General features: G+C 48.3%; 13 protein-coding genes and 1 riboswitch. Of the genes, 3 read left to right on the forward strand and 10 right to left on the reverse strand.

Features of this window, described 5'->3' with window-relative positions:
• Positions 1-182: 182 nt before the first annotated feature.
• The 4 genes from BLS15_RS20585 to BLS15_RS20600 form a co-directional block, all read right to left on the reverse strand.
• Positions 183-545 carry a hypothetical protein gene (locus BLS15_RS20585; RefSeq protein ID WP_021252667.1) on the reverse strand — a complete coding sequence of 121 codons (363 nt, stop codon included), beginning with the start codon at positions 543-545 and terminating at the stop codon, positions 183-185.
• A 210-nt stretch (positions 546-755) separates the two neighbouring features.
• Positions 756-1,520 carry a succinate dehydrogenase iron-sulfur subunit gene (gene sdhB, locus BLS15_RS20590; protein WP_021252666.1) on the reverse strand — a complete coding sequence of 255 codons (765 nt, stop codon included), beginning with the start codon at positions 1,518-1,520 and terminating at the stop codon, positions 756-758.
• 2 nt (positions 1,521-1,522) lie between these two features.
• Positions 1,523-3,280: a succinate dehydrogenase flavoprotein subunit gene (sdhA, locus tag BLS15_RS20595; RefSeq protein ID WP_021252665.1), complete on the reverse strand. Its 1,758-nt coding sequence runs from the start codon at positions 3,278-3,280 to the stop codon at positions 1,523-1,525.
• A gap of 16 nt (positions 3,281-3,296) precedes the next feature.
• On the reverse strand, positions 3,297-3,968 hold the full coding sequence (locus tag BLS15_RS20600; RefSeq protein ID WP_021252664.1) for a succinate dehydrogenase cytochrome b558 subunit: 672 nt from the start codon (positions 3,966-3,968) through the stop codon (positions 3,297-3,299).
• Positions 3,969-4,297: 329 nt separating this feature from the next.
• On the opposite strand from BLS15_RS20600, the gene BLS15_RS20605 reads away from it, so the two are divergent.
• Together BLS15_RS20605 and BLS15_RS20610 are read left to right on the forward strand one after the other, a co-directional pair.
• Complete coding sequence (locus tag BLS15_RS20605; RefSeq protein WP_028533745.1) at positions 4,298-5,203, forward strand: LysR family transcriptional regulator; 906 nt, start codon at positions 4,298-4,300, stop codon at positions 5,201-5,203.
• A gap of 108 nt (positions 5,204-5,311) precedes the next feature.
• Positions 5,312-6,076: a hypothetical protein gene (locus tag BLS15_RS20610; protein ID WP_021252662.1), complete on the forward strand. Its 765-nt coding sequence runs from the start codon at positions 5,312-5,314 to the stop codon at positions 6,074-6,076.
• A gap of 92 nt (positions 6,077-6,168) precedes the next feature.
• Here BLS15_RS20610 and BLS15_RS20615 read toward each other — a convergent pair whose 3' ends face one another.
• A complete protein-coding gene (locus tag BLS15_RS20615; protein ID WP_021252661.1) occupies positions 6,169-6,852 on the reverse strand; it encodes a potassium channel family protein in 684 nt (227 codons plus the stop codon).
• Positions 6,853-6,891: 39 nt separating this feature from the next.
• Positions 6,892-8,250 (reverse strand): TrkH family potassium uptake protein, encoded by a 1,359-nt coding sequence (locus BLS15_RS20620; RefSeq protein ID WP_028533744.1) that lies wholly within the window; start codon positions 8,248-8,250, stop codon positions 6,892-6,894.
• 59 nt (positions 8,251-8,309) lie between these two features.
• A riboswitch (cyclic di-AMP (ydaO/yuaA leader) is annotated at positions 8,310-8,468 on the reverse strand.
• A gap of 248 nt (positions 8,469-8,716) precedes the next feature.
• Here BLS15_RS20620 and BLS15_RS20625 point away from each other — a divergent pair.
• The gene (locus tag BLS15_RS20625; RefSeq protein ID WP_028533743.1) at positions 8,717-10,417 is read left to right on the forward strand and encodes a CPBP family intramembrane glutamic endopeptidase; all 1,701 of its coding nucleotides are present in this window, start codon (positions 8,717-8,719) and stop codon (positions 10,415-10,417) included.
• A 174-nt stretch (positions 10,418-10,591) separates the two neighbouring features.
• Here the strand turns inward: BLS15_RS20625 and BLS15_RS20630 are convergent, their stop codons facing one another.
• From BLS15_RS20630 to BLS15_RS20645, 4 genes are all read right to left on the reverse strand, one after another.
• Positions 10,592-11,863, reverse strand: a complete 1,272-nt coding sequence (locus BLS15_RS20630) for an ABC transporter substrate-binding protein (RefSeq protein WP_036667649.1) — start codon at positions 11,861-11,863, stop codon at positions 10,592-10,594.
• Between the two features lie 138 nt (positions 11,864-12,001).
• Positions 12,002-13,246, reverse strand: a complete 1,245-nt coding sequence (locus BLS15_RS20635) for a response regulator transcription factor (protein ID WP_090513597.1) — start codon at positions 13,244-13,246, stop codon at positions 12,002-12,004.
• Positions 13,227-14,981 (reverse strand): cache domain-containing sensor histidine kinase, encoded by a 1,755-nt coding sequence (locus BLS15_RS20640; protein WP_231515215.1) that lies wholly within the window; start codon positions 14,979-14,981, stop codon positions 13,227-13,229. The genes BLS15_RS20635 and BLS15_RS20640 overlap by 20 nt, the downstream gene beginning before the upstream one ends.
• A 246-nt stretch (positions 14,982-15,227) precedes the next feature.
• Positions 15,228-16,982: an amylo-alpha-1,6-glucosidase gene (locus BLS15_RS20645; protein ID WP_175460813.1), complete on the reverse strand. Its 1,755-nt coding sequence runs from the start codon at positions 16,980-16,982 to the stop codon at positions 15,228-15,230.
• Positions 16,983-16,985 lie beyond the last annotated feature (3 nt).

The raw sequence follows: 16,985 nt of genomic DNA on the forward strand, positions 1-16,985 counted from the left end.
TGAGGGTCGATTTATCCATGTTCCCATTCGTTTGGAGTAAAGAGCCTGTTTGGCTATCAGAGCGTATTGTGTCACATCACACTATTCCTATTTCGCTTCTTCTATACAACAACTGCCGACCACTATAATAGGGTCGGCAGTCCATTGCCTGTATCGATCTCCACGAATTGATTGCGCTTCCATTATCCTGGTGAATAATACTCCACATACGGCTGAGCTGCATGCTCAATTAGTGAATCTAAACGCTTACAAAACATTGAAACACTCGTTCTCCAACGCTGAAGCCTTTCCCTCTCCATGATGGAAGGCCCAATTCCGAAATGCTCCTCCATGCATTGTTCCAGCGCCTCTTCCGTCATCTTCATGTCCGAGTTGGCAGCACTAAGCTTGACTATGTACGCGGTAAGGCAATCGTATTCATCGTCCGGCGCCCCAAGCGCCCGCAGTCCTAGTGGATCCCACTCGTCCACCAGCAGTTTCACCTTACTGAAGAGGCTGTTCTCGTACCAGCTGTTCGTGTCCTGTATTGGCAAATGGACTATCAACTCGGCACCCCCTAGTCATCTTCACAAGCTTCCAGCGCACATTCAAGTTGTTAACCAATACTATAATCGAAAATTCAGTTGTGGAATACAAATTTTTCTTAAAAATTTTTTGCTTCGCTTTGACTTGTTTCACGCTCATAACGCCATACGTGGATATCCGAATTATCTGGTACAAAAAAGCGCCCCTATTCGGGGCGCTCCTACCTTACTTTATTGCATAAACCAGCGTTTGAACATCAGCTTCGTTGTGTCTTTATTCATCTCAGCAATAGATGTCGTAAGCGGAATTTCCTTCGGACAAGAACGGACACAGTTCTGGGAATTGCCGCACCCTTCAATACCGCCGTCCTCAAGCAATTGTTCCAAGCGCTCGTCCTTATTCATTTCTCCTGTCGGATGCGCATTGAACAGTCGAACCTGCGAGATCGGAGCAGGCCCTATGAAGCTCGTCTTCTCATTTACATTCGGACAGGCTTCCAGGCAGACACCACAGGTCATACACTTCGACAATTCATACGCCCATTGTCGCTTCGTCTCTGCCATACGAGGCCCAGGCCCGAGGTCATACGTACCGTCAATCGGAATCCATGCCTTGACTTTCTTCAACGCATCGAACATACGCTGACGGTTGATCACGAGGTCACGAACAACTGGGAACGTCTTCATTGGAGCAATTCGAATCGGCTGTTCGAGCTTATCGATTAACGCGGAGCAAGCCTGTCTCGGCTTGCCGTTAATGACCATAGAACAAGCTCCGCACACTTCTTCAAGACAGTTCGATTCCCAGCATACCGGAGCAGTTGATTTACCGGCTGCATCCACAGGATTTCGTTGGATTTCCATTAGTGCGCTAATGACGTTCATATTCGGGCGATATGGGATCTCGAATTCTTCCGTGTACGGCTGCGCGTCCGGCGCATCCTGACGCGTCACGATCAACTTGACTTTTTTGGATTGTGCCACAGCTTCCGCCATCGTTATTCCCCTTTCTTCTTGTTCGCCGTATAGTCACGCTTGCGCGGTTTGATAAGCGATACATCCACGTCTTCGTATGAAATTTCAGGCCCCTCTGGGGACCATGACGCAATTGTCGTCTTCAGGAACTGCTCATCATTGCGATCCGGGAAATCAGGCTTGTAATGTGCCCCACGGCTTTCGTTGCGAAGCAGCGCACTCTTCGTCATGGCTTCCGACAGCTCCAGCATATTCCACAACTGACGAGTGAAGGCTACCCCTTGGTTGCTCCAGCGAGCCGTATCCGTCATGTTGATTTTGCTGTAACGCTGCTTCAATTCCTTAATCTTGTTGATTGTATCTTCCAGCTTGTTATTGTAGCGAACGACAGTCATATTGTTGGTCATCCATTCGCCCAGTTCCTTATGGATGACGTACGCATTTTCCGTACCGTCCATCTTGAGCAAGTCCTCATACTGGGACGTTCTCAGCTTTGCTTCACGTTCAAATACGCTTGCCGATACATCCTCTGTCGCTTTGCTCAAGCCACGGACATACTCTACTGCTTTAGGTCCGGACACCATGCCGCCGAAGATCGCTGACAACAGCGAGTTCGCTCCAAGACGGTTCGCTCCGTGGTACTGGTATTCACACTCACCTGCTGCGAACAAGCCCTTGATATTTGTCATCTGGTTGTAGTCGACCCACATGCCGCCCATTGAGTAATGCACCGCAGGGAAGATTTTCATTGGTATCTTGCGCGGGTCGTCACCCATGAATTTTTCATAAATTTCAATAATGCCACCGAGCTTCACGTCCAGCTCCTTCGGATCTTTATGCGACAGATCGAGATAGACCATGTTCTCGCCATTGATGCCCAGCTTCTCATCTACGCACACATGGAAGATTTCGCGAGTCGCAATATCACGCGGAACGAGGTTCCCGTAAGCCGGATATTTCTCTTCAAGGAAGTACCATGGCTTGCCGTCCTTATACGTCCAAATACGTCCTCCCTCACCGCGAGCCGACTCAGACATAAGACGGAGCTTGTCATCTCCCGGGATGGCTGTCGGGTGAATTTGAATGAATTCCCCATTCGCATAACGAACGCCTTGTTGATACACTGCGCTGGCCGCAGTCCCGGTATTAATAACCGAGTTCGTTGTTTTGCCGAAGACAATCCCTGGTCCGCCTGTCGCCAAAATAACAGCATCCGCAGCGAAGTGCGTAATGTTCATGCTGCGCAAGTCCTGCGCTGTAATGCCTCGGCATACGCCTTCATCATCCACGATGGCAGAGAGGAATTCCCAGTGCTCATACTTCGTTACAAGTCCCTCTGCTTCCCAGCGTCGCACTTGCTCATCAAGCGCATACAGCAGCTGCTGGCCCGTTGTAGCTCCAGCAAAAGCTGTGCGGTGATATTGCGTCCCGCCGAAGCGGCGGAAGTCAAGCAAGCCCTCTGGCGTACGGCTGAACATAACGCCCATACGATCCATCAAGTGGATGATGCCAGGCGCTGCTTCACACATCGCTTTTACAGGAGGCTGGTTCGCCAGGAAGTCTCCCCCATATACCGTGTCATCGAAGTGCTCCCAAGGGGAATCCCCTTCACCCTTTGTATTTACCGCGCCGTTAATTCCGCCCTGAGCACAGACGGAGTGAGAACGTTTCACAGGAACTAAAGAAAAAAGGTCGACGTGAACGCCTGCTTCCGCTGCTTTGATCGTTGCCATAAGACCAGCAAGTCCTCCGCCAACGACGATAATGTTCTGTTTTGCCATAATGCGTCACCCTCCCTTAACCGATGAATGGAATAATAGATTGAACTGCTTCCGCTGCTTGGAACTCTGCAGAGCGGAATCCGATTAACGACAATGTGAACATGACTGCCATAATAATGAACAAGCCCATGCAGATTTTTGCGGATACATTTTGTGCGCGTGGTCCAACCGTAATGCCCCAGCTTACGAGGAAAGCCCACAATCCGTTCGTAAAATGATAGGATGCAGAAATCGCACCGACCAAATATATGATAAACATAACTGGAGAAGTAATTATGTCGTGCATGTATGTGCCTAGCTGCTCATGCGTAATATTGCCAGTCGCAATTTGAACACGCGTTTCGTACACATGCCATGTGACAAATACGAATGTAATGACCCCTGTTATCCGCTGCATCAAGAAAGCTACGTTGCGGCCGTAATTATAATTGCCTACGTTGTTCTTGGATGTGTACGCAATGTACAACCCGTATACGCCGTGATACAGAAGCGGAAGCCAGATGCCGAACAATTCTAGGAAAAATATAAGCGGCAATTCATTCAAAAATTTGACACTGCCCTGAAATGCTTCCTTCCCGCCTTCGAACGCAGCGTAGTTCGTAAGCATGTGCTCGACAATGAAGAATCCGAGCGGAATAATTCCAAGAAGCGAGTGCAGCTTGCGCGAGTAAAAATATCCTCGTTTCATAAGCGTGCCGGTTCCCCTTTCCATTTGTGTCCCAGTAGATTTTGGTAATAAACATCCTCATTTTACCTGTGCATGTCGAAAGCGTCAATAATTTGTCACAACGAAAAACCACTGCCATGACGCAGTTGTTACCGCTTTCGACAACATTCGCGGTTCTTCCTGCAAACCGCTCTTCTGTAGTTATGTGAACAACTTGTGACACTACCATGTTACTCCGAATCCCCTTATAATGGAATTGCAATGTTTTTATATCTTTTATAACTAAAACGCATAAGAAGCCATTCATTTTACGCTTAGCTCATCATTCATATCGTAGGAGGCTATGAAATATGCTCGATTTGTTAGAATCATTCGCAGCGGTTGTGGAACTGACGAGCTTGAATCAAGCAGCAAAGCGGTTGAATATCTCTCAGCCGGCCCTATCCAGGCAAGTAGCGAAGCTTGAGGAAGAACTGGGTGTAGAGCTGTTTATCCGGAATGGCAAGCGGCTGGAGCTAACTCGCGTTGGCCAGCTCACGTACGAATTTGCAATCGATATTCGCAATCGCCAGCTCGGTTTCTTGAAGTCCATTGCGTCCTTCAAGGCGGAAGGTCAATCGTCCATCACCATAGGGGCCAGCTTAACCACACTGCAGACGACACTGCCGCTGTTCATCTCCTCCTTCGTCGAGAAGCATCCGGACGCAAGACTCAAGGCTGTGACCGGCAAGACGCATGAAATCATCTCGCTTGTCCGCGAACAATCCATTGATCTTGGCATCGTCGCCGATGCGATTCGTGAGCCTGGACTGATGTGCATTCCATTGTTCGCGGATCATCTTCAGCTGGTGCTGCCACGCCGTCATCCACTTGCCAGCATCCGCAATTGGACGATGTCCCGCTTGGACGGTCTGCCTATGCTTCTCTTCTCTAAGGGAACCTGGTATCGCAAGCTTATCGATGATCTATTCCGCCGATATCGCATCATGCCTGATATTCACATGGAGATCGATTCCTTCGAAGCGATAGTTCGCTTGCTCACGACCTGTCATGCGGCTGCTTTGCTGCCACGCTCCTATCTTCGGTTGGAATGGCTCAAGGATAACGATCTGATTGCCGTTCCCCTGAAGGAATTGAAGCAAACCGAACGTGTAACTTCCATTGTATATGGGGAGCAAGCACTGCTGAGTCCTGTTGCTACGCAGTTTATTGAGGAAATTATGGAAGCAGCATCATTATCACAGCTAGGGAAATAGTCATGGATAGAAAGGAAAAAGAAGGATTACACTCGTTTGCTGTCGAATAAAGTAAGCTTAGACAAAAAACATTCTCAACTAGGGGAGAATAAGGAGGAAATGGAAACCATGGTTGTATGTAATCGTTGTGGCAAGCCAATCAACGACAATGAATCCCATCAATGCAGTACAGGGTCTGTCCCACCGCAGCATGCTGGTTCCGCAGCAGAGGCATCTGTACAGCAAGTATCCGCCACTGCTGAGACAGCGTCTCACAAGACACCAGGCAGCACAGTGCCTGAATGGGCCAAGTCAATTGACAGCAAGAATATCCTTCAACTGCTGAAGAATCCGGCAAGTGCTCGCAATCTTACTGTCTCCGATTGGGTGTATGCGGTCATTGCCGCGTTAGTCTCCGCACTGGGCTTTGCCTTGTTCGGCTACACGCTCTTTGGAAGCTTGTTCGCTTCACTAATGAGTCCACTTAGCTTATTAGGCGGTTCAAGTTCACTGACCCCGCCATTTAGCTTTTTCATTCAATTGTTTATCTATCAGATTATTGGATTGGCCGCACTCTTTATTAGTACTTGGTTCATTAGCCGCTGGAAGGGCAGCAAGCCGCTTGACTTGAAGACGACATTTGTCCAATTGGCTGCTATGCAAATGCCTTTTGGCTTAGGATTTGTGCTCGCATTCCTTCTCGCGATCATTGGATTCAGTTCTTTATCTGTTGCAGTAGCAGCTTTCACTTGGTTCGTATCCGTTATTCTGGTCACGACCGAAGCAATGGAGCAGACTGAAGTAGCACGTCCGAATCGCTTTCTATTCATCACAGCAAGCATGGGTGCCTACTTCTTCCTGACTTATATCGTATTCAAAATTGTAGTCATGTAAAGCCATTTACATAAGCAATAAGCCTGCAGCTCGCTTCTCTATACAAGCGACAACTGCAGGCTTATTTATGACCTTCTACAGCAAGGGATTCTTTACGATTTTTTATCGTTCCCCTTCAACATAAATGCTTCTTCAAAATCTTCGATTTGCGTATTCGTACCAATCATAACCATAATATCTTTCTCATCAAGCACATCTTCGGCTGATGGTGCAATAATAATGCCTTTCGGCTTATTCAGCGCCACGATGCTGCACCCGAACTTAGCTCTTGGATTGACATCCTTGAGCGCCATTCCTTGCATGCAGCCAGGCACGCTCAGCTCTGCAATGGTATATTCTTTGGACAATTCAATGTAATCCAGCAAGTTCGGTGATACAAGTTGATGAGCTACGCGAATGCCCATATCCCGCTCCGGGTAAATAACCCTGTCCACACCAATCCGCTCCAGAACACGTCCATGCAATTCGGAAAGTGCTTTGGCGACAACCTTCTTCACGCCAAGTTCCTTCATTTGAATACTGACCAGAATGCTCGTCTGAATATCGTCACCAATGGCTACGATCGCGCAATCGAAGTTACGTATGCCGAGTGAGCGCAGCACCTCTTCATCTGATGCGTCCGCTACAACTGCATGGGTTACGAAGCCCATAACATCCCCGATTACTTCCTCATCTTTATCAATGCCTAGCACCTGATGTCCGAGCTTGACTAACTCCTTCGCGAGACTCGAACCGAAACGGCCCATCCCGATCACTGCAAACTGCTGCAACTCCATATCCCTGTATACTCCTTCGTCCGTTACAATCTAACTTGCTTATCCTATCGTTATTTTTCCTTCTGGGTGTCGGTATAATTCCCGCTCATTTTTCGGGCCTAACGCATAAGCCAACGTTAATGGCCCAAGACGGCCTGCAAACATCGTCAGGCTCAGCAGCACTTTTCCGATATCTGATAAATCCGCCGTCAATCCCATTGATAACCCTACCGTTCCGAAGGCCGATGTTGTATCGAATAATATCATCAGGAAGCTATGATCTTCTGTTGTCGACAATATCATCGATACGATAATGACCAAGAACAATGACAGCAACGTTAGCGTAACTGCTTTGAAGATACGATCCTTGGCGAGTCGATACCGGTAAATGACGATATCTTCTTTCCCGCGAATCATAGCAAATACAGCTCCAATGAGAATGGCGAACGTCGTCGTCTTAATACCACCACCAGTGGATCCTGGTGATGCCCCGATGAACATCAAAAGAACCATAAAAAATTGCGAGGCTTGGCGCATGGCTCCGATGTCAATCGTATTCGCTCCAGCGGTACGCGGGCTGACAGATTGGAACAGGGATGCCCAGAACTTCTCCCAACCATTCAAACTGCCTAACGTGCGTGTATTGGTAAATTCAAATATAAATATAACGACCGTTCCGATTACAATGAGCAATCCCGTCATCGTTAACACGATCTTCGTATGCAGAGACAACTTGCGAGTACGCTTATATTCCACCAAATCGGACAAGACGATAAATCCAATCCCGCCAAGGATAATAAGCAGCATCGATACCAGGTTAATAATAGGGTCTCCGACATAGCTGGTTAAGCTCGAAAACGGCCCACTGACAGAGCCGAATAAATCAAAGCCTGCGTTATTGAAAAAAGAAACAGCATGGAAGAAACCGAAATAAATGGCCTTGCCTAGCGGAAGATCAAATGCCCATCGCACGGAGAACAGTACAGCTGCCGTCCCCTCGATACATACCGCAAACAAGATCACTTTACGGATAAGGCGCACGATGCCTTCCATGCTGCCCTGATTAAGCGCTTCTTGCAATATAAGCCTTTCCTTCAGCGATATCTTCTTCTTCAGTGCTAATGCGAACAGCGTTGCCATTGTCATGAATCCAAGCCCGCCAATTTGGATGAGCAGCATGATGACCACCTGCCCGAATACGGTAAAATGAGTGCCCGTATCCACCACAATGAGCCCCGTCACACAAGTTGCTGACGTTGACGTGAACAATGCATCGAGGAATGGCAGCGGAATCCCATCCGCATTTGATATCGGAAGCATGAGTAGAAATGCACCCAATAATACAATTGCTGCAAACCCTACAACCAGAATTCGCGGTGGTGTCAGATTAAATCGAATGGCCTTTTTTGTTCCCTCCACGGGAGTCACCTCTTTTTTTCCCCACGAAAAAAAGCACTGGAAATCCAATGCTATCGCTGGTATCCTGACGTACATGCCTACGAGGTTAGCTGTCGGATTCGGGCACGTTCAGGCTGCCCTAATCGCAAGTGGATTCTATGCATCCACAACTGCGATATTCACCCCATTTATCGGGTCCCCCGCTTTCGTTCATTCACGAAACTCGGCTTGTATGCAATTCATAACGAGATTATATACGTTTCCCCTGCAGCATACAAAGTCAAGGAATGAACAAATTAACCAGAATAAGACGAAAAACTTGAAGAAATAGCGCTTACAATCCCCCATTTTCTTCAATTGTATTCAAAACACTCATTTTCGCTAGGTGTTTCTTCATTTTCTCTGCTGGACTTTACAAAGTTGAAGTAGATAAAATGAACAAATAAGCAACCATACGCTAAATGTGTGATGGAATGGAGGTTCCAACATGTCCTATGTATCCAAGCCGCTTCTGCTTTCTTCTGTGGCCGGATTTCTATTATTCCTCATTGTTCAGGTATTCATTCCCTTTCAGCAGACAGAAGCCATGATGGAATCAGCAGCCAGCCAATCCCTCTTAACCAAAGAGAAAGCAGCGCAAAAGGCACTCACATTTGTACAGGACTTAAAAAAGTTCCATATTTCAATTACACCTGAAGAAGATACTGCTCCAACCGTCATTTATCGCAGTCAATCAACGGTTTCCGGCTACATGAGCAAGGAGAAGCTGACCGCTTCATTTCAGAAATGGGAATCATCCAGTCCCTATGATACTTTTCAGGTATTATTGAATATGAATCGGGCTGGAAAATCCGGTGTCATGCGCATTGACGTTCACATGACAAGCGGTCGTATTATTGGATTCGAATGGGAGGAAAAGCCTCCTATCACCTCCTACATTAGCGGGGTTACGGGAAATCATGTGGATATGGCGTCAGCAGAAGATGCGGAGACTGCCTTGGATCCAGTGAACCGCAAGAAGCTTGCTGATACACTCTTGAAGCACATGGGATGGAATCCTACCCAATTAAAACTAATCGCATCATCGGCGGAGCTAGACACGGTAGAGTATAACGTGCCTGAAGCACGACTTGGTGAAGCCGCATTGAACGTGAAGGCCGTCTTCTCCCAAGATCGCATTGTCATGCTGAAGCCCTACTGGGTTATCCCGAACAGCTATCTAGCTGAAGAACTACATCAAACGAAGACTGCATCGTCCATTTACAATATCGGCTATATGTGGATGACGATCCTACTAAGTGCATGTTCACTGATCGCTTGCATCGTCTACCGTCATGGCCTGAAGTTCGGATCGAAGACATTGTTCGCCCTTACTGCCGTCTCATGCGGAATTTCTCTGCTGCATCTATGGAACGTGCTTCCGGGCCTCTTCGCTCTGGAACTCCGTACCCCTGTAGACGGGGTGAATATGGGGCTGCCCTTTGCCATTCAAGGCGCAATTACAGTAATTCAAGGCGTTATCCTCTACTTCTCTCTCCATGCGGGAAAGCGAGCATGGGAGTTGTCTGCGTACAGAGATGTTCTGCCTACCTGGAGTGATCGCGCATTTGGCGGCAAGCTCATACAAGCATTATGGATCGGAATCGCGTACACAGGCGTATTGCTCGGCATGCAAACGGTTATATTTTTCATTTTGGAATCAGGGTTTCATGCGTGGTCATCGACCGATGCCTCACAATCTCCGCTCAACCTGCGAATTGCACCACTGTTCCCTCTTCTAGCTTGGGTTGCAGCTATTTCGGAGGAAGGGATATACCGCTTGTTCGGGGTTGGACTGCTGAACCGATTGTTCCGCAACCCATGGTTAGCCGGGATTATCCCCACCCTTGTATGGGCATTCGGACATGTCACCTATCCGATCTATCCGTATTACTCTCGTCCGGTAGAGCTCTTGTTTATCGGCATGTTCTTCCTGTTCATTATGCTGAAGCATGGCTGGTGGACGGCCATGTTCGCTCACCTTATGCTCGACAACTTCTTAATGTCCCTGTCATTCATGCTTGATGGAACAATAGTCGGTTTCCTAATCGGTCTTGTGTACCTCCTTTCTCCAATTGGGATTGTATATGCGCTCGCGAAGATTCATCGCAACCAAGAACACGCTAGAGCGATCACGACATGGACATAAACATTAACACCGTTGAATGCAGTTGAATCCATTTGTTCGTACAGAAATAAAACGAGCACATGAGCACATCTCATACCCTTTCATTTTGGAAAACCAAGAGCCGTTCATATCGAAGGATGCATGTACGTAATGCACCTCTTCGAAGGAACGGCCCCGCTTATTTCACATTATTTCTTATTTCTTCTCAATAAATTTTTTCGCTTCCTTTACTGCCGTATCTAACGCTTTCTGTGCATCTTCACCCAGCATGACTGAATCAACTGCAGTAGACAGGTGACGGTTCATCTGGTTCCAGTTGCTGTTAAGCAAGAAGGCTGGCGTGTTGTCGGAACGCTCCAGCATGCGATAGAACGGTGCATACAGCTCGGATGTATCCAGCTTCATTTCCTGCACGACGCTCTTACGTATCGGCAGGTCAGCATCGCTCTTCATCTTGACGGCTTCTTCCGAAATAAAGAACTTCACGAACTCCCATGCCAGATCCTTCTGCTTCGATTGCTTCGCAATCGATACTGCACTTACCGAAATTACGCCTTTCACAGGCTTGCCAGGGAACGCTGGCATTTCAACAGTACCGAAATCAACCTTCGCTTCCTTAAACCCGTCTAGCGGCCATACACCGCTCTCCCACATTCCGATTTTACCAGCTTTGAAGATGTCGTTACCGCCAAGCTGCGTTTTTCCTCCTACGAGGACCCCGTATCCGTCCTTCACCATATTCCCGAACATTTGAACAGCCGCTACCGTATCCGGCCCGTTCATAATGCCTTCAATCGTCTTGCCGTCTTCGCTGATGAAGCTGCCCCCATTACTCCAGATGAATCCTTGCAGGTCATACGGGTCGTTCTCAGCACGGACACCGAATCCATACTGCTTCTTCGATTTATCTGTCAGCTTCGTTGCAATATCCTTGAAGTCATCCCACGTCCAGCCATCCTTCGGATATGGGACGCCCATTGCGTCGAACACCTTCTTGTTGTAATACATAGCCCGTGTCGTGAAGCCCGCAGGCATACCAAACGTCTTGCCATCTACCTTCACGTAGTTGAACAAGCCTTCGTATATATCGTCTAATTTCAGGCTTGCATCCTTCTCTGTAAAGGCATCCAGCGGCTCCAAGTTCGAATGGTATGTTGGGAAATCCCACATCAACATCACATCCGGCGGATTGCTCGCACCGAACGATGCCGCCAGCTTCTGATCGAAACCGTCTGCATAAGGTTCAATTTGTACTTTGACACCTTGATGCGATTTTTCGAACGCCTTCGCGATATTTTCTTGAACCTTCAGCTTCTCACCAGTATCCCATGTTGCAAAACGCAAAACGGTTTGTTTTCCCTTGTCTCCTCCGGAGGAGGAACCTTGTTCTCCAGATCCTCCGCCACAGCCAGCAAGCATAAGTGCAAAGACCGTTAACAGAATAACCAATCTTGACGTTCTCTTCATCTTGCTCATTCCCCCCAAATGGTTGCATCTCAAACATACCTTCACTTTAAAGACAATAAAGCGTTTTCAAAACGGCGAATTGTTCCGAATATGGGGTGATTTTGTTCGGTGAAAGGGCGTAATATCGTACGCCCCTCGTCATTTTTGAGCAAAATGTTCTCCCTTTTGTCCGCTTCGGTATTGACTCGGTGTCATTCCACAGCAGCGTTTGAACCATTTGCTAACATATTTTCCATCCACCATACCGATCCGTTCTGCGATATCCTGCAGCGTCATCGTTGTATTCAGAAGCAAATCCTGCGCTGTCTTAAGCCGCATACGGTATAAGAAGGAGACAAAATTCTCTCCGGTTACCTTCTTAAATAAAGTACTGAAATGACTTCGACTCAATCCAACTCGATGTGCTACATCACTGACGGACCAAGGCTCACTCACATTCTCTGCTACCAAGAGCACCGATCGCATCACCGTTTCCGGCCATGAATTGACTCGCAGCTCAAATTTGCGTTCCAACTCCGCCGCTCGGTGCAGCTCCTGAACCGCCTCCAGCCAGCCGTCCATGCCCTTTAACGGGCCACGACTGCTCCAATGCAGCTGCGGACAAGATGCTTTGCTCTCTTTCAACAGCCGTTCCACCTTCAGGCGAGCTGTAGGACGATAGAAATAGAAACATCGTTCTACACCGCAGGGAATATAGGCGCACGGGCCTTCCGTTTCTTGCAGCAGCTTATCGCCAAGATACTTCCAGTACTCCCCTCCACGGTTGGATGATTTGATAGCGGCAGGGAGCGATTGCTCGGAACTGTCGAATATTTTAACCAATATAATCTCATGAGGTTCATTCAACCAATACCATTGCGTCTCCCAGCGCAGCTTCAGCTCGCCTTGGAAGTTGTTGCGGAAGCCGCATAACCAGGCATAGAACGCCGCATTCCACTGTGCATCCTCTTCGTTAGAATTTGCAGTGCGAACCGCTGGAGGAGACTCCGAATTCCCAGCCAGCTCCTCCCCGAACTTTTGAAGATAATAATCCAGTTCCTCATCTTCGAAAGCCATTTTCAACAAATAGCCGGAAGCCCCAAGCATCATTCCCTTTTGTGCATATTCGAAATCTCGATGACAGCTCAGCAGCAAGACCCGAGTATGCGGCGACTTTTCCTTCACTCGCTTGGCGAGTTCAATTCCATCCATCTCCGGCATCACGATATCTGTAATGACAACCTCCGGCTCATGGAGAAGGAATGCTTCCCATGCCTTCTGACCATTTGGGGCATCGGCTACGACTACCATGTTGAATCTGCTCCAATTTACCGTTGCCATCAAGCCTCTGCGAACAATGCTCTCATCATCCGCGATCAGTACTTTAATAGGGTTGTCTGTCATCGGATTCCTCCTCCTTTTTGGGCCAGCGTATCGCAATCGTTGTACCGCTTCCTAACTGGGATTCGATGCTTAATCCATATTCGGAACCAAAGTGCAGCTTGAACTTCTGATCCACATTGTACATCCCGAGACCATGTCTCTGATTGTGGTCTTTCGGAGCTTGCAGCAGAGAGATTCGACGCTCTTCGCTCATCCCTTTACCATTGTCCGATAAGGTTAAATGCAGCTCTGACCCTGTATCTACTAGGCGGAGTGCAATTGTGCCATACCCATCCTCGAAGGCGTAGAAAAAGATATTCTCAAACAGTGGCTGCAAGCTCATACGCGGGATGACTGCTGCCAGCGCACTTGGAGCAATTTCAGACTCATATATAAATTCACCTTCATAACGAACCTGCTGGATTTGCAGAAAATGATCAATAAGCTCCAGCTCTTTCGATATCGGAACCAGTTCACGCGTCACGTCTAAGTTGGCTTCTAACACGATCGTTAAGTGAGCGAGCATTTTCCTTATATCATCATTGCCCTGCAGCCTAGCCTTCCACTGTATGGAGTTCAACGTATTGAACAATAAATGGGGATTGATCTGATAATGAAATGCTCGCAATTCGGCTTCCTTCTTGAGCTGCTCCTTAGCCGCTATTTCCTTCACAAGCTCTTCGATCTGTCCGATCATCTTATTGAAGCTATTCGCAAGCGTTCCCAGCTCATCCTCATCCTGAACTTGGATTCGTGTCTTCAAGCGACCAGCTCCTGCGGAGTTCATCGATTCCTTGATCCGCTTAATCCTGCCCGTTACACGAGTGGAGAACAAGTAGGCGAGCAGAAGAGCGAGAAAGCCTGACAAGCCTAAACCAAGTAAGGTATAAGACTTGATAACACTTGATGGTTGATTAAAATATTCATAGGGCAGTCTAGCTTCTATCGTCCAATCATTTATTTTCAAGTTCTGCTTCCACACGATATCATTTTCTTGCGCAGTATAATTGCCCGGCGAGTGATAGATCGTCTGACCACTTGCACTTTGCACCGTCACAATCGACTTCGTATCCTGTTCGAACATACGGAACAGTTCGATCAGCTTATCTGCCTTCATTTCAATAAGGATTTTGCTGTCCTGCAAGGGCCCTGCCTGATTGCGGATCGGCACAACCAAGCCAAGCAGCTTCTGATCCGGTGTATCCTTCTCATCGCGATAATGCAGTGGAGGGTAGAATCCTGCCCAATACTCTCCTGCATGATCGGCAGGTATCCGCTTCCACCATGGCTGTTCAACCAGAACATCCACATTCAAGATGCTGTCCCCGTAATAATATCCAGATTTCGTAATTATGAATATCCCGCGATCATGCAGCCTTTTAAGCGCTTTCAAGAAATCTTCCATGTTGTTCTTATCCTGCACTTGCGAATACGTCTTTGGAATCTCCGCATTGATGACACTCTTATATGGATTAAGCAAATATGAATAAATATAACCCGCAATCATGCTCATCTGATTTAATTCCGTATCCAGCTGATACTGCAGCTGATTAACACTGTTCTGACCGTATTTGCCGAACTGCTCTTGCAGAAGGCGTGAGGATTGTTGATAGGATAGCACGCCCTGAATCATGAGCGGAAGCAGTGATGCTGCCAAGAAGAACAGCACGAGCTTTAAGCGAAGGCTTCGCCTCGGATTGGGCGGCATATTGGCCATCCATTGCTGTAGCCGATGCAAGACACCCGATTGTGTCACATGGGTTAATCCAGTAAAAGTTTCACGTGGCGGTGCGATAGGAATCATCCCCTGTTGCTTATTGGACTAGTCATGATGCTGCGAAGCGTTGATGTATCAGAAGTGTAACATAACCAATTTTAATCTGACAATGGAGACGGAAGCACCGATTTGTCCTCATCGAGACATCGATTAGGCGGGAAGATGACAAAGATAACAAAACAGCTCCCTTACGCGCTAAGCGGCAGGGAGCTTGTTTCACCTCGTCTATTGAGCTGGCTGCATTACATATTCATTCGCTAGTATGAGGAACACACTCGACGTCCACGTAAATGCCCGATCGCGAAGTCCGCACCCTGTCTGTGCATCAAAATTCTCTGCCATGCCGCTGCGAGCAGCCATGCGGCAGAATCGCGTCGCTGCTTCTTGCGCCACTCCCCGCTCCCCACTGCGCTGCAATCCGTCGATCAGCAGCATCATGACTGGAGCCCAGATTGGCCCAAGCCAATAGCCGTCCGGTTCATAGAACGGACTTTTCAGGCTTTCTGTGGCGAATCCATTCGGACTGAAGAACCGCTCTTCATCGGCAACTGCCTTCACAAGCGCTTGGCGCACCGATTCCGGCAGACGATCACCTAGTAAGATCGGCATAAACGGAATCAAGCTGTCTCCTTGCGCCGGCTCATGTGTGCCTGAACGAACCGCCCTGAACTGGCCGTCATGCCAGAAATGCTCCAGCATGCGTCCGAGCAGGCTATCCGCAGCATTGCGCCATTCCTGCGCCTCGTATGGCTTGCCCAATTGATCGGCAATCTCCGCAAGAACCTCGAATTGGATAGTTAAATAAGCAGATAAATCCGGACTCTCAATAGGTCCCACACTGCGGAAAATCGTGCTATTATCCCAGCCGCTGTCATTGCCATGATTGTACTGAGGTATCCCGTCCCGATCATCATCACGGCAATTCATCCACCATTTGCTCCACCGTGCAAGCGGTCCATAGATTTCACGCAAGCGATCGGCATGGCAGAACCACTCATTACGCTCCATCATCCAGCGCAGCGTCCAGCCATGGATAGGCGGCTTGCAGCAATTCCACAAGGCGTACTTGTCATTGACGAAGTCCGGAAGCTGACCAGATTCATCCTGCTTGTCGAACATGATCATGAACTGATCCCAAGCCAGCTCTGGCTGATTCGCCGCGAGCGCCATTGCATTAAAGCAATGATCCCAGCTCCAAATGTTCGTCATCCAATTTTTCGACATGTACATCGCGGGACGAGACAAATGACCGGCCTCAGGCACCACACAGGACCATGTGATGTATGCAGCCAAGATGCGCGCCTGTTCCAACTCTTCCAAGGCAGCAGGCAGACTCTTATCGAGCCATACAGCAAATTCCTGCTCCACGCTGGCAGCAGCCTCGTCAAAGGAAACCAGCGACTCGAATGGACGAATGGATGGCGGCTCTATCCGATACTCTTCAAGCATGAGTTCTCCTTCAGCTGCTTTGTCTTGATTATCCCCACCTGGGAAGCATTCCACCACCGCATATTTGCATCTGGAACGTTCCCATGGAGCATCGACCGTAAGCTTCCCTTGAAGCGAAGTCAACATAAAGCGCATTTCCGTAGTAAAATGATTCACCTCGTAACGTCCATCCTGACGTGGAAGCACATAATCATAAGTACCCGCAACTAATGTCAGACGGATTCCCGTTTCACGCACACGTATCCGTATCGCTCCCGGCTCCGGCAGGCATAGTTCTGCCCTCCCTTGTCCACCTTCTCCAATAAGGGTTAAGGAGGATGGCGCGCTATGAACCGAATAAGGTACAACCTCGCCGCCAGCTACCAGCTCTAGGCGGAATACTGCACCGCTCGTCTCGTCACCACCACGAACGGTGCGCAAATACAAGCCTTCCTCTCGCTTGCCATTCTGCGGCAAATGCGATACCGTCAGAAAAGATCCAAATCGGCTAAATGGAATGTGCTGAATATCAAATGTAATCATTGCCGACATCCT

Origin of the sequence: Paenibacillus sp. cl6col (assembly GCF_900102125.1) — a bacterium.
In the GTDB taxonomy this organism is placed as follows: domain Bacteria; phylum Bacillota; class Bacilli; order Paenibacillales; family Paenibacillaceae; genus Paenibacillus_B; species Paenibacillus_B suaedae.